Origin of the sequence: Actinokineospora alba (assembly GCF_004362515.1) — a bacterium.
Taxonomy (GTDB): domain Bacteria; phylum Actinomycetota; class Actinomycetes; order Mycobacteriales; family Pseudonocardiaceae; genus Actinokineospora; species Actinokineospora alba.
On record NZ_SNXU01000001.1, the window covers coordinates 4,532,805 to 4,554,198 of the forward strand.

Genomic DNA, 21,394 nt, shown 5'->3' on the forward strand with positions numbered 1-21,394 from the left:
GCTCAGAGCACCTTCGCGATACCGGTGAGCTGGGCGATCACCAGGCCGACGACGGCGATGGTCACCAGCACCACCAGGATGAAGGTGATCACCGCGGGCACGCGCGACGGGTAGCGCTCGCGCCGCGAGAGGCCCTCGGTCGTGCTGCCGGACTCCGGCGGGGTGTCACCGGGTCGGACGCCGCCACCCGGTTCCAGGCCGGGTGTGCGATCCGGGTCGGGGTCAGGGGGCAGGGCGGTCACCGGGATCTCCTCCTCCGAGGATTAGGTCCTGTCCTGTAAGTCCAGGACCTAGTCAGGTGGTTCCTGGACGTTCTTGTCCGGCTTCGGCGCTTCGTCCAGGTCGTCGGTCGCGCGGGCGGTGCGCCCCTCGATCCGCACGTCGCGGGTGCCGGATTCGGTGAAGTCGTCGAGCGGGTCGGCGGCCTCGGGCAGCGGATCCTCGGACTCATCCCTGGGCTGGCGGTCTTCGTTCATGGACAGCCGGGTACCCCGACGGAGTGGACTTCACACCCGCCGTTTCACCCACCGCCTGCTCGGGCATTCCCCCTGGTGAGAGGGGGTGATCGGCGATGCGGTTGCGACGCAGCGATCCCGACGGCCCGGGCGCGCGGCGGGTGCGCCACGGCCGTGGCTTCCGGTATGTCGACCACACCGGGGCGCCGGTCACCGACCCCGAGTACCTCGACCGCATCCGGGCGCTGGTGATCCCGCCGGCGTGGCGGGAAGTGTGGATCTGCCCGCACCCCAACGGCCACCTCCAGGCCGTCGGCCTCGACGACGCGGGCCGCAAGCAGTACCTCTACCACGAGCAGTGGCGCCGCGACCGCGACGACGAGAAGCACGAACGCGTCCTGCGACTGGCCGCGCGGCTGCCGAGAATTCGCAAACAGGTGCACGCGGATCTGGTGACCTCCGGCCTCGGTCGCGACCGGGTCCTGGCAGGCGCCCTACGTATCCTGGACCGCGGCGTATTCCGCACCGGAGGCGAGGAATACGCCGAGGAGAACGACTCCCACGGCGTGGCCACCCTGCTCCGCGAGCATGTCGAGGTGCGCCGGGGTGAGGTGCGATTCTGCTTTCCGGCCAAGAGCGGCGTCGAACGGGTGGCGGTGATCCGCGACCCGGACCTGGGCAAACTGGTGACCGCCCTACGCCGGGGCCGAGCCGATGACGACCGGCTTTTCGCCTATCGCAACGGCGGCGAACGCCACGAGGTCCGGGCCGCGGAGGTCAACGACCGCTTCCGGGAACTGGCCGGAGACGGCTTCACCGTCAAAGACATGCGCACCTGGACGGCGACGGTACTGGCCGCCGCCGAGTTCGCCGCCCAAGACCCGCCGAAGTCGAAGACCGCCACCAAGCGGACAGAAGCCCAAGTGATGCGCGCGGTGTCGGAACAGTTGGGCAACACCCCAGCGGTGGCCAGAAGGTCCTATGTGGACCCCAGGGTGCCCGAACTGTTCCAGGAGGGCAGGACCATTGAGGCGACCCTCCGCAAACTGGCAAGCCAAGACCTGGAAAACCCGGAAGTCCGGGAACGCCTCGAACATGCCGTACTGCGCCTGCTGCGATCAGCCTGACGAACGCGACAGGCCCTTATACGCCGGCGCCGCGCTTGTTCGCCCGCTTACCCAGCCCAGGCAACGAAGCGAACCCGACCACAACCACCAAAGCAAGCAACGCGAACGCCCATCCCGGCCGCTCGAGCAACTGCTCCACACCCACCGCGATCACCAACCCACCGGCATTCCCCAGCAGATAGATGAACGCCGCCCCCGTACTCCCGCCTGCGGCGCCCACCACCCGCTCAGTCGTGTCGAGCACGATCGGCAATGCCGCCAGCAGCGGAAACCCGACCACGATCACCACCACGGTCGCCACAACGACCCCAGGCGCCACGGCCAACGCCGCGCACCCCACCGCCGTGATCAGCAGGGTCGCACCGAGAACCGGCCGTTCCAACCCCCGGTGCACCACGGGAGCGGGAAGCACGACCGAGCCGACGATGCCGGAAAGCACCAGGACGGCCAGCAGCGTCCCAGCGGCCGCGGTCGACACCCCAGCGGGCTTCAGCAACGGCTCAAGCCACGTGGTCAGCGCGATGAACACCCCGAACCCGACGAACACCAGCCCCCCAAGCGAACGGGTCCTCCGGTCGGCGAACAGCGCTCGCAGGGCGCCCGCCGAGACCCGGGCCGGGGTGTCGATCTCCCGAGGTGCCCGCCCACGCAGCCCGAGCCACAGCGCGCCGCCCGCCACCAGGGCCGCGCCGAAGTCGATCAGGAGCAGCGAACGCAGGCCGTCCGCGCCCATCGCGGCGCCGAGGGTCAAGGCGGCCAGCATGCCGACCAGGTTGGCCGCGGCGGCGGCGGCGATTCCGGCGGGGCGCTGTCGCTCGGGGAGGTAGCCGTCGGCGAGTTTGCTGATCGCGTTGAGCACCAGCGGCTGGGCGACCGCGACCACGAGGTGCCCGGCCAGGACGAACGCGTAGTCGTCGAACAGGCGCAGGCCCGCGCCCACGGCCACGAGCGCCGCGCCAACGCCGAGCGTCGGCCGGAACCAGCGGTCGAGCACGATGCCCGCGGGCAGCGCGAGCACGACGTAGAGCAGCGGGAACACGTTCGCCAGCCACCCGATCGCGCCCTCGGACACGCCGTAGTGGCTCGCGGCCGCCGTGGTGATCGGCGCGTACGTCAGCCACACGAGTTGCAGCACCGCGCTGACCAGCCCGTAGGCGGACATGACGAGCCACCCGGAGGTCTGCCGACGACTATCTGACCGCACTGACATGGCTACCTCCGGCGCCACGACCGAACGTGACTCGGATTCATATTCGGTCATCGATGCCGCGAAGGCAAGGCTTCGGTCCACAGTGGTGCCGCGGTCGACCGTCCTCGGTGGACCGCTTGACGTGCTCGAATCAGTCCGCCGCGAACGCGGGCTCCACGAGCACGGTCCGCAGAACCGCCTCGAGCTGGTCGGCGGTGGGCGGCCGGTCGTGCAGGAGGCCCTGCAGCAGCAGGCCGTCCACGACGCCGACGAGAATCTGGATCCGCACGCTGTCATCGGTGTAGCGGCGGGCGAACTCGGCCACGGCGTCCATCCAGCGGTGCGTCGCCGGGCGCAGCTTCGGCTCGCGGGCGGCGAGCAGGTAGAGCTCGTACTCGGCGAGCAGGTGGTCGGGTTCGGCGACGACCTCGGCCATCCGCTCGGCCAGCTCGCGCAGCCCGTCGGCGCCGCCGCCGGTGTCGGCGGCGAAACGGCGCATTCGCGCCGCGTCGTCGTCCATCGAGCGGGTGAGCGCCGCGGCCAACAGGTCGTCGATCCCGTGGAAGTGGTAGGCCGCGGCGGTCGCGGGCAGGTCAGCCTCCCGCGCCACGGTGCGGTGGCTGACCCCGGCGACCCCCTCGCGGGCGACCACGCGCAGCGTCGCCTCGATCAGCTCCTGCTTGCGGCGCTCGCCTTTGACCCGGCGGCCGTCGGTGATCGGTTCCTCCACGCTGCACCTCCGGGCGCCGGTTGTCACTGCGCACAGTACCCACGGTCGATCATCCGACCCGGCAGGCCGTGAGGTCGTTTTCCCGCACCCGCGAGCCGAGCACCCGGTGGCCGCAGGCGGCGGCCAGCACGGCGAACGCGCCCGCGATGACCGCGACGGCGAACCCGCCGTCCGGCCCGAACCGGTCCACGGCCTCGCCCGAGACCGCCGCGCCCATCGCGACGCCGATGCTCAGTCCGGTGATCGCCCAGGTCATGCCCTCGGTGAGCTTCGCAGCCGGGACGATCTTCTCGACCAGACCCATGACGACGATCATCGTCGGCGCGAAGAACACCCCGGCGACGAACACCGCCACCGACAGGGTGGCGATGCTGTCGACGATCAGCAGCGGCAGTGTCGTCAGCGCGGTTCCGGCGGTGCCCATCAGCAGTAGTCGCGGCAGCGGGATCGCCTGCCTGAGCATCCCGAACAGCAGGCCGGCGGCGCCGGATCCCAAGGCGTAGGCGGAAACCACGATCCCCGCGGCGGCCGTGCCGCCCTGTACCTCGGCGAAGGCGACGCTCACCACATCGACGGTGCCGACGATGACGCCACCGGCCATCAGGGTGAGGACCAGCCCGATGATCGCGCCGTCGCTGATCACCGAGCGCCCGCCCGCCTCGCTCGGCGGGCGCACGGCCGGTTCGGTGTCGCGCTGGGCGACGAAAAGCGCCACCCCCGATGCCAGGAAGATCACCGCCAGCAGCGGGCCCGCCTCGGGAAAGACCGCGGTGCACAGGGCGACCGACAGTGCGGGGCCGACAACGAAGGTCAGCTCGTCGATGACCGATTCCAGCGAGAACGCCGTGTGCAGCCTGGGGGAGTCGCGGTAGAGCTCGGACCACCTCGCGCGCACCATCGCGGCCATGCTGGGCATGAACCCGGCGAGCACGGCGAAGACGAACAGCGTCCACGCCGGAGCGGAGTAGTGGGCGCACAGGAGCAGCGCGCCGAGCGCAGCCACGCTGATGCCGGTCGCGGGCAGCAGCACCTTGCCCTGGCCGCGGCGGTCGACCACTCGCGAGACCCGCGGTCCGATCAGGGCCATCGACAGGGTGAACGCCGCCGAGACCGCACCCGCCAGGCCGTAGTCGCCGCGCAGCTGCGACAGCATGGCGATGATGCCGATGCCGGTCATCGAGACCGGCATCCGGGCGATGAAGCCGGTGATGGAGAACGCGAGGGAGCCGGGTGCGGAGAACAGTTCGCGGTACGGGTTGGTCACGGTACCTCCGAAAATAAGTTGAACGCTCGCTTCAATTGAAACACTCGTTATAGTTTCTCCGTAAGGTGGGCCACTGACGACCTCCCGACCGGGTGACGCTCCGTCCCGCACGGGTGAGTTCCTGGCGTGGTGCCGGAGCAGGCCGAAGGGCCGTGCTTAGCCTGCGCGCCATGACGAGGATCGGATGGTGTGCCGCGGCGGTCGTGGCGTTGGCTCTGGTGACGGGATGCTCGGGCCCCGACGGCGGCACTCCGCCCGCCCCTGCCCCCGGCCGGTTCGTCGTCACCTACGAGCCCGTCACGAACGACGCCAACCGGGCCGAGGAGAAGCTGCTGCGGGACAACCGCGTCCTGGAGGACTTCGCCGAGTCGATGACCGAGTACGTGCGCATCCCCCGCGACGTGCGGGTGGTGGCGAAGGAATGCGGCGAGGCCAACGCCTTCTATCTCCCCGACGAGCACGCGATCCACTACTGCTACGAGCTTTCCGCCGCCGAGCGGCTGCTGTTCGCCAAGGACGGCACGACCGGGGACGCGCTGGACGGTGAGGTCTACAACAGCGCGGTCGGCACGCTCTACCACGAAGCGGGGCACGCACTGATCGGCGAGCTGGACCTCAAGATCACCGGGCGGGAGGAGGACGTCGCCGACCAACTCGCCGCCTATGTGCTCACCAGCGCGGACGAGTTCAAGGACATCCTGCTCACGGTCGCGAAGTCCTACCAGCTCAGCGCCGAGGAGGTCACCGACCTCGACGAGTTGCCGTTCTACGACACGCACTCACTGGACCCGCAGCGGTCGGTCAACTTCCTCTGCTACCTCTACGGCTCCGACGAGAAGCGGTTCGAGCAGTTGGTCACCGACGGCTCGCTGCCCGCCGCGCGGGCTGAGTCCTGCGGCGAGGAGTACACCCAGCTCGTCGGCGGCTGGGAATCCCTGCTCGCACCGCACGTCAGGTAGTCCATCCACTGTGGATGTCCCAATAGGACGGAGGCGGACGGTGGACCTTCAGCGACACCTGGCTGAGGAGTGGTTCCGGCGCCGCGGACTGCCCGCGGTGGTGCGCGGCAGGCCGACCCAGCTGCTCGTGCGGATTCTCCCGGTCCTGGCGTACTTCGGCTCGACCGAGCTGCTCACCGACGTGCTCTTCATGATCGACGGGGCCACCCAGGAGGAATGGGAAGTCCTCATGGAGAACCCCGCTTACGAGTTGGGGTACTACTCTCTGCTGCTCGGATTGCTTGTCCTGCCGCCATTGAGCGCCTGGCTGGCGATGACCTGGGTGCGCCGGGCCACGGCCGCGGGCACGTCGCGCGGGCGGGTGACCGCGATCGTCGCCATCGCCCTCTACGTGGTGGCGCTTCCGGTTTTCGGCTACCTGATCGACGCCACGTACTTCCTGCCCGGCGTGATCTGGGGTGGTCTCATCGTGCTGGCGGCGATCGGACTCGTGGCCATCGGCGCCGGTTCCGTGTTCGCTTGGGCGGTCCGCATGGCTGTCCGCCAGCTGCGCAAACTCGGCACGCTGACCAGTCGCGCGCTGCCGCTGTTGTTGCTGTTCACCACGTTCGGCTTCCTCACCGCCGAGGTCTGGCAGAGCATCACCGCGTTGCGCGGAAGCCGGATCTGGTGGGTCGTCGGCTTCTTCGCGGTGCTGGCGATGCTGTTCATGCTCGCGGTGCTGTCCGACGAACTGCGCGACATGGTCCGCTCGCGACCGCGCGGCGCGGACCCGGACACCCTGCGCGGCAGCCCGTTCGAGACCTACCTGGACGAGCACCCCGCCGACGCCCACCCACTTCGGCGGGTGGAGCGGCTGAACATGGTGCTCGTGCTGCTGCTGGCCCAGCTGATCCAGGCGGTGGCGTTCGGCCTGCTGATGTTCGCGATCTTCGTGACCTTCGGATCGCTCGCCGTGCGCCCGGAGGTGATGAAGGCGTGGAGCACGCACGACCTGACCAGCGGCACGATCTACGACATCTACCTGCCGTTCCCCAACGAGCTGCTCCAGGTGTCGATCTTCCTGGCCGCGTTCTCCGGCCTCTACTTCGCCACGTCCACGGCCACCGACGCCCGGATCCGGCAGAGCTTCTTCGACCCGCTGATCGAGCACATGGCGGTGAACCTGTCCGCCCGCCACCTCTACCTCGGCCGGTGGGTGGGTCAGCCCTCGGGCAGCACCACCCAGAGCACGATGTAGATCAGGAACTGCGGTCCGGGAAGGATGCAGGACAGCACGAACAGCCACCGGATGGTGCTCGGCTTACGTCCGACTCGCTCCGCGATCCCGCCACACACCCCGGCGATCATCCGATTCCTGCGGGACCTGACCAACTCGACCGCCATGACGCTCCTTTCGGATGGACTCACAGTGTCGCCCAGTGTGGGTCGGCCCGCATGTCCCGCCTGGACCCGTCAGGGTCATGGGTGGTAGTACTCCGCGATCTCGCTGATCTTCCCGTCACCGTCGACCGTGAGCCGCACGCGTACAGGCGCTCATGGGTGGTGGCGAGGAATTCGGCTCTGGTGCACGGATTGGCGCCCACACCGTCCTTCAGCTGCAGGCCCGCGGTGGCGGCACACCAGTCGCCGACCGCGGTGTAGATCGCCACCTGGTCGCCGAGCACGGCCGTGTGGTGGGTGCCGGGAATCGGCTCCGCGATCGAGGTGTTCTCCTCGGCCCTCACGAACCGGGCCTCGTCGTACTCCACCGTCCCATCGGGCCGGATCGCGGTGATGATGGCGGCCCCGCTCCACCCCGACTTCGGCCACACCAGGACCCCGACCACCGCGACCGCGACGACCACCGCCGCGACCGCCCCCCAGATCCACTTCGTCCGCACGCCACTCCTTCAGGCAGTTGTCCTCGACCACCAGGACGCACCACCGGAGCGCGGGTTGCCTGCCGCTACTTGTCGACCAGGATCACCTCGTACTGCGAAGCCGTCGGGGGCAGACCGGTGTCGAACTTGGCGTTCACCACCGCGAGCGTGTTGCCGTGCAGGGCCGCCGTCGTCGGGATCTGGAACAGCGGGCTGGTGATCGTCTTCACCAGGGTCCCGCTGCTCAGGTCCGGGCTCAGCCGCCACCGGGTGACCTTGTTGTCGAAGTTCTGCACCACCCACAGGTTCCGGCCGCTGAGCACGATCCCGTCGGCGTTCGGCACGTCGACTCCCGCCACGACCGCGCTGGCCCCGGTCTCCGGGTCCACGGTGTAGATCGCCGCGTTGGCGGAGTGGGCGACCAGGAGGGTGTCGCCGTTGGGCGTGGCCTCGATGCCGTTGAGGTTGAAGTCGCCGGTGATCTCGCCCGCCGGGCCGGACAGCACCAGGGTCTGGGCCGGGCCGGGCTCACCGGTCGGGCTGACCGGGATGAAGTAGAGGTGCGGCTGGAACGAATCGGTGAACCATGCCCCGCCTCGGACGACGACGACGTCGTTGACCGCGCCGCCGAGCTGGTAGGTGGCGACGTCGTCGCCCGTGGTGCCGTCGTAGAGGTGGGCCTGGCCGCTGAACCCGCCCGCCACGAACAGCAGGTCGGTGCGCTCGTCGTACTTCAATCCCAGCGCCATCCGGCCGTCGGGCACGTCCCTGAACAGGTCGGCGGTCCCGCGCTGGAGGTCGCCGCGATAGAGGTCGCCCGCGAAGAGGTCGCCCGCGAAGAACGTCGACCCGCGGCCCGTGGCCACGCCCTCCGCCGACGTCGCGCCGGTCAGCACGATGACCTCACTGGCGGGCGCCGCCGTCGCCGGGACGACCGCTGCCAGGATCAGCACCGCCGCCATGGGCAAGCTACGTCTGAGCACCTTCATGACGCCTCCTCACCGTGGGTGAACCGCCACCCATCATGGGCCGGGTTCCCGGCGAAAACGACGGGTCATCCGGCCCCAATCAGGCGGGCAGCGCGGCGGCCAACGCCCTGGTGACCGCGTCGACCCGTTCCTTGGCGCTCGCCATGGGCCTGCCGCGGTGGACGGAGAGCAGCGCGACCACGTACCGGTCGTGCAGGACGCCTGCGCTGTGCAGGTACGCCGAACTGGGCCGGTAGGTCATCCAGCCCTGCTTCGAATACGCGTCGACGCCCGGCGCGTGCAGCCCGAAGGCCTGGTCGAACCCGTCCGCGGCGCGCGCGGGGGCCGCGGAGAGCGCGGCGACGATGACGTCGCGGGCTGGGCAGCCCTGGATGTAGGCGTGCAATCGCGCGATGTCGTCGGCGGTCACCATCGTCTCGCCCCATTCCGCCGGGTCACGCGGCGGCGACGTGTTGGTCATCCCCGCGCGCTGAGCCACCCGCCGCACCGCGCCGACCCCGTCGTGCAGGCCCCAGAGCGCGTTCATCGCGTTGTCGTCGCTGGTCGACAGGGCCCGCCGCACCCGCTCGCTGTCGGCCGCCGAGACGTCGCGCGACAGCACGTCGACGGCCACGATCAGCTTGGCGATCGACGCCGAGTAGAACGGCCGGTCGCCCCCGCTGCTCGCCATCCGGCCGGTCGTCAGGTCGATGACCGCCATGCCGAGGGTCATCCGCTCGTCGGCCGCCGCGACCCCGGCGGCCACCGCTCCCGCGAGGTCCACCTCGAGCACCGGCTTGGCGGCGGGCGGCGACCGCACCTCGGCCACCACGGAGCTCGCCACCCCCGGTCGGACCAGGCACCCGGTCGCGGGCGGTATCGCCGTGGTGACCGCGAAGGCCACCGTCATCAGCGCCACGGCGAGGCCGGGGCGAACGAGCGAGCGCACCGGCCCAGACTTCCCCTTCGGGGCGCCGCGATCCAGCGATTCCCCGCGTTGTGACTCGGCTGTTGCGTGGCCGCCACGTCACGGCCGCGGATGGTCACCAGCCGCACGCGGGCGGTGATCAGGCGCCGTGCGCGTACTTCGGCAGCAGCCGGGCGACCTCAGCCGGGGCGGGCAGCCGGGCGATCTCCTCGGCGATCACCCGAGCCGCTTCGCGGTGGGTGTTGTCCCGCACCAGCTTTCGGGTTTGCTCCGCGATGGCGTCCGCGCTCAGTTCGCCCGCGTCCAGCCGCGACCCGGCGCCTGCGGCCGTGACCGCGTCGGCGTTGGCGAACTGGTCGGCGCCCTGGGGGAGGAACAGCTGCGGGACACCGGCCGCGAGCGCGCCGAGGGTCGTTCCGCTGCCGCCGTGGTGCACCACGACATCGGCGTGCGGCACCAGGTCCGCCTGCGCGACCCAGCTTTCCACGGTGACGTTGTCCGGGATCTCGCCGAGTTCCGCGACCCGCACGCGACCGGCGGCGACGACCACGCGCCCGCCTAGCGTCGCCAACCCCTTGATGGCGGTGGTGAGCAGTTCGGCGGTGCCGAACGCGGTGCCGAGCGTCAGATAGATCAGCGGGCGCGAAACCTGCCCCCAGTCCGAAGGCGCGGCAGGCGCGGAGTAGGGGACGGGCCGCAGCTCGATCCGGTCCGCGGTGGCGAGGAAGTCCTTGTCCTGCAACGAAGGCGGGCAGATGTCGAGGTGCGGCCTGCCCGGTGCCTCGGTGTTCCTGGTCGGCAGCTCGAGTCCGATGCCGTCGGGGTACATCCGGCCGAAACCGTGCCAGAGCCCCGGAATCCCCGCCCGGTACGTCGCCTCGGCGGCGCCGGGCACACCCCATTCATGGATGACCAGGTCGGGCCGTAGCCGCGCCAGTTCGGGCGCGAGGTCCTCGGCGTACATCTCGTAGAACGAGTCCGCGGGCCGAAACGGCCGCAACCCATGGGCGGCCAGCGGCGCGTGCACCTCCTCGCCCGCGGCGAAGTGCACCTCGTGCCCGGCCTCACGCGCGGCGATCGCGAGGGGGATCAGGGGATAGGTGTGACCAACCGACGCCAGACTGGCGAACAACACCCGCATCCCCCGAACCTACACCCGCCTTCGCCCACCCCTATCCGGTCGCGAGTCGCCCCTCCCAGCAACCGAGTCGCCCCTTCCGGCAAGTGAGTCGCCCCTCCAGGCCGATGAGTTCGACATTCGGGTGCACTCGAATGTCGAACTCACTTGCCGGAAGGGGCGACTCACTTGCCGGAAGGGGCGACTCGCGGGTTTAGGTTGGGTCGGGGGTGCGTAGGCGGTCGAGGACTCGGCGTTCGCGTTTGGTGGGGCGGCCGGTGCCGCGGTCGCGGCGGGCGACGGGGATGGCGGCTTCGGGGGTCGGCGCGGGGGTTCGGTCGATCAGGCAGGTGGCGGCGTCGGTCGCGCCGACTCGCTTCTGGATCACGCGCACCACCTCGACCACCCGGGTCACGCCGCCGACCCGGACCCGCACCTCATCGCCCGCCGACACCGTCGTCGCGGGCTTGGCGGGCCGGGCGTTGATCCGCACGTGCCCGCCCCGACAGGCCGCGGCGGCGTCCGTCCGGGTCTTGGTCAGCCGGACCGCCCACAGCCAGCGGTCCACGCGAGTGCTCTCCACAGCCGTCCATGATGGCCTATCGGGCCACGCTCCGGGGCTCCCACAGTCGGTCAGCGAGTCGCGAGGTTCGCCATCGCCCGAGTTCCGCCCTCGGTCGTACAGTGGGCGAAGTCGGTTTCGCTGGATCGGCAGGCCGTTGGGGACGGTGGTGGACGAGGCGGACATGCTGAGCCGGGCGCGGCAGGCACACGGCGCACAGGACTGGGCCACTGCCGCGGCGCACTTCGATGCCGTCACGACCGTCCGACTCACCGCCGACGACCTTGCCGCGTACGCCGACGCCGTGTGGTGGGTCGGCCGCACCGACGACACCCTGCGGCTCGAGGCCGCCGCGTGCGAGGCCTTCGTGGCGGAGTCCCGACCCGCCGAGGCCGCGTGGGCCGCCATCCTCATGGGCATCTTCCTGCTGGGCCGGGGCGACGAGCCGCAGGGCATGGGCTGGATCGGCAAAGCCGGGCGGCTGCTCGACGGTGTCCCCGAGTGCCGCGCGCACGGGTTCCTGCTGCACCTGACCGAACTGGAGCCGAGGCTGCGGGCGGGGCGGCCCGATGAGGCGGTCGGCGTCGCCCGCCGGATCCAGGACCTCGGCCGTCGGTTGGGGCAGCCCGAGATGGTGGCCATGGGAGTCAACGGCGAGGGCCGCGCCCTGATCGGATCCGGCCACGTGGTCGACGGGCTGAGACTGCTCGACGAGGCGATGGTCACCGTGCTGGATGGCGGGCTCTCCCCGTTCATGTCGGGCAGCCTCTACTGCCACACCATCGCCACCTGCCACGAGATCGCCGACCTCCGCCGGATGACCCGGTGGGTCGACCTGACCGAGCGGTGGCTGGCCACCTTCCCCGTGGCGGTGCTGTTCGGGGGCCTGTGCGCGGTGCACCGCGCGCAGCTGCACCTGGTCCGCGGCGAATGGCACGAGGCCGAACGGACGGCGCTTGGGGTGGTGGCCGCCCTTGACGCCAATCGGGTCGATTACGCCGCGGAGGCCTGGTACGTCGTCGCCGAAGCGCGCCGGTTGCGCGGCGACCCGGGCGCGACCGACGCCTACGACGAGGCGCACGCCCGCGGTCGTGACCCGCAGCCGGGACGGGCGCTGCTGCGGCTGCGGGCGGGTGACCCGGCGGGTGCAGCGGCGTCGGTGCGGGCGGCCGTGGCGGCGGCGGGCACCGACCCGCTGCGCCGGGCTCCGCTGTGCGCCGCCGCGGTGGAGATCTCGATCGCCGCGGGGCGCCTCGGTGACGCCGCTGTCGCCGCCGCCGAACTGGAGGCGACGGCGTCGACGTTCGCCACCTCGGGCCTGCAGGCGCTGGCAGCGGCCGCGCGTGGCGCGCTGCTGCTGGCCGAGAACCGCGCCGAGGAGGCCCTCCCGGTGCTCCGCGACGCCTGCGGGCGCTGGCGGGACTTCGGTGCGGAGTACGACGCCGCCCACGTCTGTGTCCTCCTCGCCGAGGCATACCGGGCACTGGGCGACGAGGCATCCGCGAGCGCGGAGACAGCCCAAGCGGAGGCGGCATACCGCAGGCTGGGCGCACACCGGCCGAGTTCGCCCGACGGCCTGACCCGGCGCGAGTGCGAGGTGTTGGCCCTGGTGGCCGACGGCTGCTCCAACCGGGAGATCGGCGAGACGCTCTTCATCAGCGACCGCACGGTGGCCCGGCACCTCACGAACATCTTCCACAAGATCGGGGTCACCTCCCGGACCCAGGCCGTGCGCTACGCCATCGACCGCGGGCTGACGGGAGGCGGGTGAGCGGGCTACGCACAACCGCGTAGTCAGGCCGCCGCGGAGTGGTCAATCGCGCCGATGCTCGAGTGGCGCACCGCTGCCTAGCGTCCCCGGTAGGCGCGCCGACCAGCGGCGCGGTGACCGGTCAGGAGAGATCACCATGACTGAGGAACGCATCCACCGAGCGGTGTCCGAGGACGGCACCGAGATCGTCGGACGAGTACGGGGACAGGGACCGCCACTGGTTCTGGTGCACGGCGGGATCGGGGACGGCGAGGTCGCCTGGGAGGCGTTGCTGCCCGAGCTCACCGACCGGTTCACCTGCTACCTGCCCAGCACCCGGGGCCGCGGGTTGTCGGCCGACAACCCGGACCACTCGCCGCCGCGGCTGGTGGCGGACGTGACGGCGTTCGTCGACAGCATCGGCGAGCCGGTCCACCTGGTCGGCTGGTCGGGCAGCGGTGCGTGGGTGCTCGGCGCGGCCGCGCGCAGTGACTCCGTCGCAGCGGTCGCCGTCTACGAGCCCGCGTTGATCCCGGTCATGGGAGAGGACGACCTCGCCCAGACCTTCGGCACCATGGAGCGCGTGGGTGCGGCGGCCGCCGCAGGCAGGCTCGTCGACGCGATGCGCGCGTTCACCCCGTGGATCTGCACCGACGAGGAGATCACCGCCCTGGAGCGGACGGACTTCGTCGAGCGGTGGGCGGGCGGAATACCGGCCATGCTCCGGTTCATCCAGCACGACGCCGAATACCAGGGCCCGCGATCCACGGATCCGGAGCAGTTGGCGCTGATTACCGCGCCGGTGGTGCTCCTGCGGGGTCGGCGGACCCGACTCGACACCTTCTTCACCGCTTCGGTGCAGTTCATCGCCCAGCACGTCGCCGACTCGCAGGTCTGGGAGCTGCCCGGCCTTGGACACTTCGCGCCGGTGCTCGCGCCGCGGTCCGTCGCCGAGGAGTTGATCACTTTCTTCGAATCGGCCCGGCAACCGGCCTGACCTCAGGTCCGGTTGTACGAGTAGCCGCTGGAGAAAGTGTCCACTTGGGGCAGGTCGTGGCCGAGCCGGTCGCGTTTCGCGGTCAGGTATCCGACGTTGTGGTCGGTCGCGGGCGCGAGGAGTGGCACCCGTTCCACGACCGCGATGCCGTTCGCCTCCAGGGCGCGGATCTTGTCGGGGTTGTTGGACATCAACCGGACCGACCGCACCCGCAGGTGCTTGAGGATCTTCGCGGCCGGGCGGTAGTCCCTGGTGTCGATCGGAAACCCGAGCGTCGTGGCCGAATCCAGGGTGTCGAGCCCCTGTTCGTCCTGCAAGACATGGGTTCGCACCTTCGCGAGCAGCCCGATCCCGCGCCCCTCGTGTCCGCGCAGGTACACGAACACGCCGCTGCCCTCGCTGACGATGCGGTCGAGGGCGGCATCGAGCTGATCGCCGCATTCGCAGCGCATCGCGCCGAAGATGTCGCCGGTCATGCATTCGGAGTGGACGCGGACGAGCACGTTGTCGTGCGCGGTCGGCGTCCCGTAGACGAGGGCCATGTGCTCGTGGCCGTCGCGGAACGCGACGGCCCGGAACTTCCCGCGCCGAGTCATGAGATCGGACTCCGCGACGTCCTCGCGACTGATTGCCTCGTCCACAGCGTCCCCTTCAGCAGGCTCCGGCCGGACGGTCATTACGCTCGGTCGAAGGTCGTACGGTATCCGGTGCACTTGTGGAGGTCACCCTGTTCAGCATCACTGTTCGTGATCACGTGATGATCGCCCACAGCTTCCGCGGCGAGGTTTTCGGCCCGGCGCAGCGCCTGCATGGGGCTACGTTCGTGGTGGACGCGAGGTTCACCCGCGCGGAGCTCGATTCGGACAACATCGTGGTCGACATCGGGCTCGCGACCGAGGAACTCGGCAAGGTGCTCGCCGACTTCAACTACCGCAACCTCGACGACGAACCCGCGTTCGCCGGTATCAACACGTCGACGGAGTTCCTGGCGAAGGTCATCGCCGACCGGCTCGCCGAACGGGTGCACGCGGGCGCGCTCGGCGAGGGCGCGCGCGGGCTCACCGGGATCGCGGTCACGCTCCACGAGTCGCACGTCGCCTGGGCGAGCTACGAACGGTCCCTGTGAACGCTGTCCATGTCGTCCTGCCCGGTGGCGTCGACGACCCGGCCACGCCCAGCGGGGGCAACGTCTACGACCGCCGCGTGTGCCGTGGCCTGGTGGCGCTGGGGGTGGCGGTCCACGAGGTCGCCGTCCCCGGTGCGTGGCCGAGCCCTGACACCGCTGCCCGCGCGGAGCTGGCCGGTGCGCTGGCCGCGATCGCCGACGGGTCGGTCGTGCTGCTCGACGGACTGGTGGCGTGCGGCGTCCCCGAGGTCGTCGTCCCGCACGCGGGCCGGTTGCGCCTGGTGGTCCTTGTGCACCTGCCGCTGGCGGACGAGACCGGGCTGTCTCCTGAGCTCGCGTCGGCGCTCGACGCCGCCGAGCGGCAGACCCTGCGCGCGGCCCGCGCCGTCGTGACCACCAGCCCCTGGGCGACGCGCAGGCTGGTCGAGCACCACGGACTGACCGCCGTGCACACCGTGACCCCGGGAACGGACCCGGCGCCGACCGCGCCCGGCACCGAAGCCGGAACCCGGCTGCTCTGCGTCGCGTCGGTGACCCCGCGCAAGGGCCACGACCTGCTCGTCGAAGCCCTCGCCGCGGTGGCTGACCTGCCGTGGACCTGCGTGTGCGTCGGTCCACTCGGCGATCCCGGGTACGTCGAGGACCTGCGTCTGCTGATCGAGCGACACCACCTCGCCGACCGTGTGACCCTCGACGGCCCGCGCAGCGGCGGGTCCCTGGACCGCGCCTACGCGTCGGCCGACCTGCTGGTGCTGGCGTCGCGGGCCGAGACGTACGGCATGGTCGTGGCCGAGGCCTTGGCCCGCGGCATCCCGGTGCTGGCGACCGCGGTGAGCGGTGTCCCGGACACCCTCGGGCAGGCTCCGGCCGGCGGCACACCCGGGCTGCTGGTGCCCCCAGGGGATACCGACGCGCTGGCGGCGGCTCTGCGGCGCTGGCTGGCCGACCCCGACCTGCGCCGCGACCTGCGGCGATCGGCGCGTGCGCGCGGGGAAGCACTGCGGAGCTGGGACGACTGCGCTCAGGACTTGGCCGGAGTGCTGGCTAGGCTCGGCGGATGAGCTTCGCCCCGGAGTGGCTGGCGTTGCGGGAAAAGGCTGACGCCGACGCCCGGGCCGAGGACCTGCTCGTCCCGTTGCGGGAAAGTCTTGTGAACCGAAACCCCCTCCTCGTGCGTGATATCGGGTGTGGCACAGGATCGATGGGCCGATGGCTCTCCAGGCGGTTGGACGGCGGGCAGCACTGGGTGCTGCACGACCGTGACCCGCGGCTGCTCGCCGTGGCCGGTGCGACGGTGACCGGCCCGGGCGTGACGGTCGAGACCCGCGAGGGCGACCTCACCGCACTGCGCGCCGAGGACCTCGAGGGCACGTCGCTGCTGACCGCGTCGGCGTTGCTGGACCTGCTGACCGCCGACGAGGTCGACACCCTGGCCGCCGCCTGCGTCGACGCGGGCTGTCCCGCGCTGCTGACCCTGTCGGTGGCGGGCCGGGTGGAACTGGACCCGCCGGAGCCACTGGACGCCGAGTTCGCCGAGGCCTTCAACGACCACCAGCGCCGCGAAGTCGACGGCCGCCGTCTCCTCGGCCCGGACGCGGTGGCCGCCACCGTCGAGTCGTTCGAACGCCGTGGCGCGGTGGTGTGGACCCGACCGAGCCCGTGGCGGTTGGGCCCGGATCAGGCCGCGCTGGCGGGGGAGTGGCTCCGCGGCTGGGTGGACGCCGCCTGCGAGCAGCGCCCGGCTCTGGCCGAGGAGGCGCCCGCGTACTTACGTCGGCGTCTCGCGGGTGGGGTGCGGGTTGTGGTTGGGCATGTCGACCTGTTGGCGTTGCCGAGGTCGGCATGAATCGAGGGTTCCCGCGGGGCACGTGTTTCTCTGGATCGGCAACGCGTGGGTGGGTTGGTCGTGCGCGCTGGTCTCTCGGCAGCGCCGAGGTCCGGGGCGGCACGGTGTGCGGGTTTTCGGGCGGAGAGGTGGTGGGGCAGCGGCGGTCCATCCTTGCCGGTGTCGGCGTGATCCGTCGGTTCTGGCCCTGGCTGCGGCTCCTCCTGGCCCTCGCCATCCTGACCGCGCTTCTTGTGCGGCTTGGGGCGGGTGCGTTCGTGGACGGGTTGCGCGCCATCGACTTCGGGTCGCTGGTCGCCGCCGTGGGGATTGGGGTGGTCACCACCGTGTGCGCCGCCGCCCGGTGGTGCGTCGTGGCTCGTCGGCTTGGGCTTCCGCTGTCCCTGGGCACGGCCGTGTCCGACTACTACCGGGCTTTGCTGCTCAACGCCGTGCTTCCCGCCGGGGTCCTGGGCGACGTGCACCGGGCGGTGAGCCACGGGCAGCGGGCGGGCGACCTCGGTCGAGGTGTCCGCGCCGTGGTCTTCGAGCGGTTCGCCGGGCAAGCGGTCCTGGTCGCCATAGCCATCGCCGTTCTCGTCGACCAGCCCATGAACCTGTCCCTCGACCGCGCGGCCGTGATCACCCTCCTGGCCGTCCTCATCGCGGTCGCCGGGGTCGTCGTGTTCTGGCGTAAGCGAGCCGCCACTGTCTGGGCTGACGCGCGCGCAGGGCTGCTCTCCCGACGCGCCTTTCCACCGGTGGTGGTCCTTTCGGCGACGGCCGTGGCCGGACACCTCGCCCTGCTGCTCGTCGCGGCCAGAGCCGCCGGGACCGACGCGCCGGTCGCCCGACTCCTGCCGCTGTTCGTGGTGGCCCTGCTGGTGATGGCATTGCCGATCAACGTCGGCGGCTGGGGCCCGAGGGAGGCATTCCTGGCCGCCGCGTTCGGCGCCGCCGGGCTGGGCGCCGCCCAGGGACTCACGACGGCCGTGGTCTACGGCGTGCTCGCGCTGGTGGCGAGCCTGCCCGGCGCCCTGTTCCTATTCCTGAAGAACCGTGAGGTAGTCCGCGAACGCGGCCACCAGCCCGGCGAGCAGGTCCTCGCCCTTGCGGGCTGAGGCCAGCGACGGCCGCCCGACCACACCGGACTCCGTGTACGCCGCCATGCCGAGGGTCAGCAGGTGCCGCCGGTCGTCGGCGAGCCAGTCGCTCGTGTCGTAGCCCGGTTTGACCATTGCCGGGTGGGCGTGGAGCAGGACCGAGGTCTCCAGTTCACCCGCGTGCATGTCGCTGCCCGCCGAGGTCTCGATCCCGGCCGCGGTCCGCGCGGCGGCCCAGTCCTGGGTGCCGGGGAACAAAGCCATGCCGCCCAAGGCTTCCTGCACGATGTTCGCCAGCACGTAGTTCCCGCCATGACCGTTGACGATCACCAGATGTGGCACCCCGGAGCGACGCAGCGAGTCGGCTATGTCGGTCACCACCGCGTGCAGGGTCCGCGCCGAGATGCTCACGGTGCCCGGCCAGGCGGCGTGCTCGTGCGAACAGGAGATCGTCACCGGTGGAAGCAGTTGAACCGGGTACGCCGCGGCGAGTTCCCGAGCGATGGTGCACGCGATGACCGTGTCGGTCACCAGTGGCAGGTACGGGCCGTGCTGCTCGAGGCTCCCCACCGGGAGCACGGCCACGGTCGCGGCGCGGTCCCGCACGTCGGCGGTGGTGGTCAGCGGAAGCAGGTCACTCATGTGCGCGACCGTAGTCAATCCGGTGGCACAGGGCCGCGAGCTCGCCGGACGCCAGCTTCGGCAGCACCTCGGGCAGCTCGTCGAAGTCGCTTTCGCCGGTGATGAGCGTGTCGAACACCGGGTCGGCGAGCAGGTCGAGTGCCAACGCCATCCGGTCGGCGTAGGTCCGATCGGCCCGGGCCACCGTCCCGACCTGGCTGCCGCGCACGGTGAGCCTGCGGGAGTGGAAGAACTCGCCCAGCGGCACGGAAACCCGCTTGTCGCCGTACCAGCTCAGCTCGATGAGCCTGCCCTCCGGCGCGAGCAGCTCCAGCGACCGCGCGAGACCGCCTTCGGTCGCACTGGCGTGCACCACGAGGTCCAAGCCCTCGTCGGCCGCCGAAGGCGACGCGAACCCGACCCCCAGCGCGGCCGCGACCGCCGCCCGACTCGGGTCGGTGTCGACCAGCTGGACCCGGACCCCGGGGAACCGGGCGAGCACCGCGGCGACCGCGCAGCCGACCATCCCGCCGCCGACGACCGCGATCCGGTCACCGATCAGCGGGGCCGCGTCCCACACCGCGTTCACCGCCGTCTCCACCGTCCCGGCCAGCACCGCCCGGGCCGCGGGCACGGCGTCCGGAACCGGGGTCACGGCGTCGGCCGGGACGACGTAGTGGGTCTGGTGGGGATACAGGCAGAACACCGTGCGGCCAAGCAGGGGCCCGTGTTCGACGATCCCGACGTTGAGATACCCGTACTTGACCGGCCACGGGAAGTCACCCTCCTGGAAAGGAGCCCGCATCACCCCGTGCTGGTTCTCGGGCACCGCTCCGGCCAGGACAAGCGACTCGGTTCCCCGGCTGACGCCCGAGAAAAGCGTGCGGACCAGGACATCCCCGGCCCCCGGTTCGGGAAGAGCGACCGGGCGGATCTCACACTTGCCGGATGAGGTGAACCAAAGGGCCCTTGCCGTGCGTGTCATCCCATATCCTCCGAAATCGGGGCCCAACTGCCGCAAGGGGCGCGATGGTCACACTCCAGCACACCACGGCCTGGCGCGAGCCCGCCGTGTGGGCGGGCGGTCAGCTCCTCCTGCTGGGCGTGCTCTGGGCGACCGTGGGACTCGGTCCGCTCGGCGCCGTCGCCGGGCTCGTGCACGCCTGCGCCACCGGGGTGCTGCTGACTCGGGCGATGCGCCGCTCCGCCACGGCGGCGCTCGGGCCCGCCGACCGCGTCACCCTGGCCCGGCAGCTGCTGATCGGCGGTGTCACCGCCCTGGTGGCCGACCGCGCCGACGGAACCGTCCCGGTCGTCGTGGCCCTCGCCGCCGTCGCGCTCGCCCTGGACTGCGTCGACGGCCTCGTCGCGCGGCGCACGGGCACGGAGTCGCCGCTGGGCGCCCGCTTCGACATGGAGGTCGACGCCTTCCTGATCCTGGTCCTGAGCGTCCACGTCGCGTGGTCGCTCGGCCCGTGGGTGCTCGCGATCGGCGCCGCCCGGTACCTGTTCGTCGCGGCGTCCTGGCGGCTGACCTGGCTGCGCGGGGACCTGCCGCCCAGCTTCGCCCGCAAAGCCGTCGCCGCCGCGCAGGGCATCACCCTCGTCGTGGCCGCGAGCGGGGTCGTCCCGTACTCGGCTGTCCTGGTCGGACTCGCGTTGGTCACGCTTGGGTGGTCGTTCGGCCGCGACATCGTCGGGCTCTGGCGTCGCGCCCGGTCGTGAGTGCGAGGATGCCGCCATGTCTGATCAAGCCAGTGCCACCCGAGTCGCGGGCAACGTCGCGCTGTGGGTCCTGCAGGTGGCTCTCGCCGCCTACTTCGTCTACAGCGCGACCACGCTGTTCGGTGACGGACTCGTGGCGAAGTTCGACGACATCGGCTTCGGCCAGTGGCTGCGCTACCTCACCGGCGCGCTGGAGATCGCCGGTGCGATCGGCCTGCTGATCCCGCGCCTGTGCGGTCTCGCCGCGCTCGGGCTGGCCGGGGTCATGGTCGGGGCCGTCGGCACGGAACTGTTCCTGGTGGACAAGCCAGGGCCGGTCCTGCCCGCGATCCTGCTGGTGCTGAGCCTGGTCGTGGCGTGGTTCCGCCGCGACACCATTCTCGCGCTGGTCGCCACACTTCGGAGCTGATCAGGCTTTGGGGAAGTAGCGCAGCACGGCGACGTCGCCGACCCGGGAGACGTCTTCGAGGTGCATGCGGCGCGCGGGTCCGCCTGGGTACTCGGCGGGGTTGAGGAAGCGCGGCGCGCCCGCATGGCCGATCAGCAGCGGGGCCACCGCCAGCTGGATCTCGTCGGCCAGGCCTGCCGACAGGAACGCGGTGTGGATCCGGCCGCCGCCCTCCACCATCAGCCTGCCCACGCCGCGGCCGCCGAGGTCGTCGAGGAGCCGGGCGAAGTCGAGCTCGGCGCCCAGCGACACGACCTCCGCCAGCTCCCCCAGGTTTGCCGAGGTCGCGCCGGAATCCGTTGTGTAGACCAGCTTTCGGCCACCGCAATGCCAGAACCGCAGGTCCGGGTCGAGGTCGCCCGAGCCGGTCACGGTGATCTTCAGCGGGTGCTCCGGGAGGCCGTCGGCCACTCGCGCCGCCCGCCGCTCGGCGCTGTTGACGAGCAGGCGGGGGTTGTCGCGGCGCACGGTCTCGGCGCCGATCAGAATGGCGTCGGACTCCGCCCGCACCTGGTCGACGCGGTCGAAGTCGAGCTCGTTGGACAGCGGGAACCCTTGGCCGTCGCGGTCGTCGATGTAGCCGTCCACGCTGACCGCGACGCTGAGGAGGACGTAGGGGCGGGTCACGGGTGCGTCCG

General features: G+C 71.2%; 26 protein-coding genes. 11 read left to right on the forward strand and 15 right to left on the reverse strand.

Annotated elements, in window-relative coordinates; translation table 11 throughout:
- Nucleotides 1–2: 2 nt before the first annotated feature.
- Together C8E96_RS20945 and C8E96_RS20950 are read right to left on the reverse strand one after the other, a co-directional pair.
- The gene (locus C8E96_RS20945) at nt 3–242 is read right to left on the reverse strand and encodes a DUF6480 family protein (RefSeq protein ID WP_091375070.1); all 240 of its coding nucleotides are present in this window, start codon (nt 240–242) and stop codon (nt 3–5) included.
- 48 nt (nt 243–290) lie between these two features.
- The gene (locus C8E96_RS20950) at nt 291–476 is read right to left on the reverse strand and encodes a hypothetical protein (RefSeq protein WP_091375073.1); all 186 of its coding nucleotides are present in this window, start codon (nt 474–476) and stop codon (nt 291–293) included.
- A 95-nt stretch (nt 477–571) separates the two neighbouring features.
- Here C8E96_RS20950 and C8E96_RS20955 point away from each other — a divergent pair, with 95 nt between their 5' ends.
- Nucleotides 572–1,582, forward strand: a complete 1,011-nt coding sequence (locus C8E96_RS20955; protein ID WP_091375076.1) for a DNA topoisomerase IB — start codon at nt 572–574, stop codon at nt 1,580–1,582.
- Between the two features lie 16 nt (nt 1,583–1,598).
- Here the strand turns inward: C8E96_RS20955 and C8E96_RS20960 are convergent, their stop codons facing one another.
- From C8E96_RS20960 to C8E96_RS20970, 3 genes are all read right to left on the reverse strand, one after another.
- The gene (locus tag C8E96_RS20960) at nt 1,599–2,744 is read right to left on the reverse strand and encodes an MFS transporter (RefSeq protein ID WP_228769896.1); all 1,146 of its coding nucleotides are present in this window, start codon (nt 2,742–2,744) and stop codon (nt 1,599–1,601) included.
- Between the two features lie 178 nt (nt 2,745–2,922).
- On the reverse strand, nt 2,923–3,501 hold the full coding sequence (locus tag C8E96_RS20965) for a TetR/AcrR family transcriptional regulator (protein ID WP_091375078.1): 579 nt from the start codon (nt 3,499–3,501) through the stop codon (nt 2,923–2,925).
- A gap of 49 nt (nt 3,502–3,550) precedes the next feature.
- Complete coding sequence (locus C8E96_RS20970; RefSeq protein WP_091375081.1) at nt 3,551–4,765, reverse strand: MFS transporter; 1,215 nt, start codon at nt 4,763–4,765, stop codon at nt 3,551–3,553.
- Between the two features lie 170 nt (nt 4,766–4,935).
- Here C8E96_RS20970 and C8E96_RS20975 point away from each other — a divergent pair, with 170 nt between their 5' ends.
- Both C8E96_RS20975 and C8E96_RS20980 read left to right on the forward strand, forming a co-directional pair.
- Nucleotides 4,936–5,724: a DUF4344 domain-containing metallopeptidase gene (locus C8E96_RS20975; protein WP_091375084.1), complete on the forward strand. Its 789-nt coding sequence runs from the start codon at nt 4,936–4,938 to the stop codon at nt 5,722–5,724.
- A gap of 40 nt (nt 5,725–5,764) precedes the next feature.
- Complete coding sequence (locus C8E96_RS20980) at nt 5,765–6,964, forward strand: hypothetical protein (protein WP_091375086.1); 1,200 nt, start codon at nt 5,765–5,767, stop codon at nt 6,962–6,964.
- Here C8E96_RS20980 and C8E96_RS20985 read toward each other — a convergent pair.
- The 6 genes from C8E96_RS20985 to C8E96_RS21010 all read right to left on the reverse strand — a co-directional run bounded on the left by C8E96_RS20985 (nt 6,928) and on the right by C8E96_RS21010 (nt 11,182).
- Entirely contained in the window at nt 6,928–7,110 is a 183-nt protein-coding gene (locus tag C8E96_RS20985; RefSeq protein ID WP_091375087.1) for a PspC domain-containing protein, read from the reverse strand. The two genes, C8E96_RS20980 and C8E96_RS20985, sit on opposite strands and share 37 nt — an antisense overlap.
- A gap of 20 nt (nt 7,111–7,130) precedes the next feature.
- Entirely contained in the window at nt 7,131–7,607 is a 477-nt protein-coding gene (locus C8E96_RS20990) for a hypothetical protein (protein WP_091375090.1), read from the reverse strand.
- Between the two features lie 65 nt (nt 7,608–7,672).
- Complete coding sequence (locus C8E96_RS20995; RefSeq protein ID WP_228769897.1) at nt 7,673–8,569, reverse strand: SMP-30/gluconolactonase/LRE family protein; 897 nt, start codon at nt 8,567–8,569, stop codon at nt 7,673–7,675.
- Nucleotides 8,570–8,654: 85 nt separating this feature from the next.
- Nucleotides 8,655–9,503: a serine hydrolase gene (locus C8E96_RS21000; RefSeq protein WP_091375095.1), complete on the reverse strand. Its 849-nt coding sequence runs from the start codon at nt 9,501–9,503 to the stop codon at nt 8,655–8,657.
- A gap of 118 nt (nt 9,504–9,621) precedes the next feature.
- Nucleotides 9,622–10,623: a glycosyltransferase gene (locus tag C8E96_RS21005; protein WP_091375098.1), complete on the reverse strand. Its 1,002-nt coding sequence runs from the start codon at nt 10,621–10,623 to the stop codon at nt 9,622–9,624.
- A gap of 190 nt (nt 10,624–10,813) precedes the next feature.
- Nucleotides 10,814–11,182, reverse strand: coding sequence for an RNA-binding S4 domain-containing protein (locus tag C8E96_RS21010; protein ID WP_091375102.1), 369 nt, complete (start codon nt 11,180–11,182; stop codon nt 10,814–10,816).
- 148 nt (nt 11,183–11,330) lie between these two features.
- Here C8E96_RS21010 and C8E96_RS34490 point away from each other — a divergent pair, with 148 nt between their 5' ends.
- Nucleotides 11,331–12,932 (forward strand): LuxR C-terminal-related transcriptional regulator, encoded by a 1,602-nt coding sequence (locus tag C8E96_RS34490; protein ID WP_091375104.1) that lies wholly within the window; start codon nt 11,331–11,333, stop codon nt 12,930–12,932.
- Nucleotides 12,933–13,068: 136 nt separating this feature from the next.
- On the forward strand, nt 13,069–13,908 hold the full coding sequence (locus C8E96_RS21020) for an alpha/beta fold hydrolase (RefSeq protein WP_091375106.1): 840 nt from the start codon (nt 13,069–13,071) through the stop codon (nt 13,906–13,908).
- 2 nt (nt 13,909–13,910) lie between these two features.
- Here C8E96_RS21020 and ribA read toward each other — a convergent pair whose 3' ends face one another.
- A complete protein-coding gene (gene ribA / locus C8E96_RS21025) occupies nt 13,911–14,549 on the reverse strand; it encodes a GTP cyclohydrolase II (RefSeq protein ID WP_267463809.1) in 639 nt (212 codons plus the stop codon).
- Nucleotides 14,550–14,635: 86 nt separating this feature from the next.
- Between ribA and C8E96_RS21030 the strand changes: the two genes are divergently transcribed.
- The 4 genes from C8E96_RS21030 to C8E96_RS21045 all read left to right on the forward strand — a co-directional run bounded on the left by C8E96_RS21030 (nt 14,636) and on the right by C8E96_RS21045 (nt 17,980).
- Entirely contained in the window at nt 14,636–15,034 is a 399-nt protein-coding gene (locus C8E96_RS21030) for a 6-pyruvoyl trahydropterin synthase family protein (RefSeq protein WP_091375646.1), read from the forward strand.
- The gene (locus C8E96_RS21035; RefSeq protein ID WP_228769898.1) at nt 15,031–16,095 is read left to right on the forward strand and encodes a glycosyltransferase family 4 protein; all 1,065 of its coding nucleotides are present in this window, start codon (nt 15,031–15,033) and stop codon (nt 16,093–16,095) included. The genes C8E96_RS21030 and C8E96_RS21035 overlap by 4 nt, the downstream gene beginning before the upstream one ends.
- A complete protein-coding gene (locus tag C8E96_RS21040; RefSeq protein WP_091375115.1) occupies nt 16,092–16,880 on the forward strand; it encodes a class I SAM-dependent methyltransferase in 789 nt (262 codons plus the stop codon). The genes C8E96_RS21035 and C8E96_RS21040 overlap by 4 nt, the downstream gene beginning before the upstream one ends.
- A 131-nt stretch (nt 16,881–17,011) precedes the next feature.
- A complete protein-coding gene (locus C8E96_RS21045; protein ID WP_228769899.1) occupies nt 17,012–17,980 on the forward strand; it encodes a lysylphosphatidylglycerol synthase transmembrane domain-containing protein in 969 nt (322 codons plus the stop codon).
- Here C8E96_RS21045 and C8E96_RS21050 read toward each other — a convergent pair.
- Nucleotides 17,903–18,604, reverse strand: a complete 702-nt coding sequence (locus C8E96_RS21050) for a creatininase family protein (RefSeq protein ID WP_091375117.1) — start codon at nt 18,602–18,604, stop codon at nt 17,903–17,905. The two genes, C8E96_RS21045 and C8E96_RS21050, sit on opposite strands and share 78 nt — an antisense overlap.
- The gene (locus C8E96_RS21055; protein WP_091375120.1) at nt 18,597–19,568 is read right to left on the reverse strand and encodes a zinc-dependent alcohol dehydrogenase; all 972 of its coding nucleotides are present in this window, start codon (nt 19,566–19,568) and stop codon (nt 18,597–18,599) included. The genes C8E96_RS21050 and C8E96_RS21055 overlap by 8 nt, the downstream gene beginning before the upstream one ends.
- 44 nt (nt 19,569–19,612) lie before the next feature.
- Between C8E96_RS21055 and C8E96_RS21060 the strand changes: the two genes are divergently transcribed.
- Nucleotides 19,613–20,308, forward strand: a complete 696-nt coding sequence (locus C8E96_RS21060; RefSeq protein WP_091375123.1) for a CDP-alcohol phosphatidyltransferase family protein — start codon at nt 19,613–19,615, stop codon at nt 20,306–20,308.
- A gap of 16 nt (nt 20,309–20,324) precedes the next feature.
- Complete coding sequence (locus tag C8E96_RS21065) at nt 20,325–20,717, forward strand: DoxX family protein (RefSeq protein ID WP_091375126.1); 393 nt, start codon at nt 20,325–20,327, stop codon at nt 20,715–20,717.
- Here C8E96_RS21065 and C8E96_RS21070 read toward each other — a convergent pair whose 3' ends face one another.
- Nucleotides 20,718–21,383 (reverse strand): RibD family protein, encoded by a 666-nt coding sequence (locus C8E96_RS21070; RefSeq protein ID WP_091375131.1) that lies wholly within the window; start codon nt 21,381–21,383, stop codon nt 20,718–20,720.
- Nucleotides 21,384–21,394: the final 11 nt, after the last annotated feature.